This is a genomic window from Brevibacterium sp. Mu109 (genome assembly GCF_900169375.1).
Taxonomy (GTDB): Bacteria; Actinomycetota; Actinomycetes; order Actinomycetales; family Brevibacteriaceae; genus Brevibacterium; species Brevibacterium yomogidense_A.
In genome coordinates, this window is sequence record NZ_FXZF01000099.1 from 1 (window position 1) to 1,232 (window position 1,232).

Here is a 1,232-nt window from a genome sequence, read left to right on the forward strand (position 1 = left end):
AAGGGGTATCCATCTTGGTGCCGATAGGTGGATCGGTGCGGGCTGGTGGTCAGGGAGTTCGGCGCCAGGGCCTGGGAGAGGTTGCCTGGTCGAGGCTACTGGGCCTCGAGCGAGGTCCTCTTCGCCCCTGCGGACGAGTCTTCTTCGGCTGGGAGTCGCGGACGAGATCGCGGTAGGTCACTGGGGACGCGTCCACGGCACGTTCCAGGAGGCGTAGGAACACCAGGCCGCGGTGGCGTGAGTTGCGCCGGTTGAAGCGGAAGACGAACTCATCGAGGTACTCGGGCAGGTGCTTGCCCGTGCCTGCACCCTGGTAGGTGCCCTCCAGGGTTCGTTTGGCCAGTGCGAACAGTCGGTGAACCGCCGGCAGTGACTCGTGCGCTGGCCTTCCCGAGGAGGCGACGTTGATCGCCTCGTGCTCATAGCCGTGAAGGGCTGGCGGGTAGGACCTGAGCCCGTCGGTGACCACGACCGAGTCCGTCGCTATGGTCTTCGCTGCGAAGGCCTTCAGCGACGCCGTGGTCGCGTCCTCGATCACGCCCATCCGAGCTCTGCCCCACCCGTGGTCGGTGATCTCGATGGCCCCGGCGACCAGGGTCTTCCCCAGCGCTCCTCGTCCCCGCACGCCGGGGCGGGGCCCGCCGATGAACGTCTCGTCGACCTCGACCCTGCCCGACAGCAGAGCGCTCTGGTCACTGGTCATGACCTGGCGGAGTCGGGCCAGCATCGCCCACGCGCTCTGGTACGAGCTGATTGGCAGCACCCGGTGCAGGTGCGCGGCCGGAACGCCCGTCTTCGAGGACGTCACCAGCCAGACCACCTCGAACCACACCGACAGCGGGATACGGGTCTTGTCGAAGATCGTGCCCGAGGTGACCGACACTCTGCGCCAGCAGCCCCGGCAACGATGCCGGCCCACCGTGTCGCGTCCGGCCGACGTCGAGGCGCAGTGCGGACAGCAGAACCCGTCTGGCCAGCGGAGCCAGTCCAGGTAGTCCAGGCACTCTGCGTCCGTGGGGAACCACGCCCGGAGCTCGGCGAGGTCGCGCGGGTAGTCCAGTCCGGGTTCGAGATCGTCGCCACTGCGCGCGCCGGTAGAATCGGCCACGACATACACCCCTTGACGGTGTAGTCCATGCCCCCGGCTGTTGACGCAGCGCGGGGGCCCTTACGTCACCCGACCCTACCCGGCAGACCGGCCCCGTCCATCGGCATCAAGATGGATACCCCTT

Annotated in this window: 1 protein-coding gene; it reads right to left on the reverse strand. The window is 67.9% G+C overall.

What is annotated here, in order from left to right:
- Window positions 1–49: 49 nt before the first annotated feature.
- On the reverse strand, window positions 50–1,108 hold the full coding sequence (locus BSP109_RS16605) for an IS1595 family transposase (protein WP_101602063.1): 1,059 nt from the start codon (window positions 1,106–1,108) through the stop codon (window positions 50–52).
- Window positions 1,109–1,232: the final 124 nt, after the last annotated feature.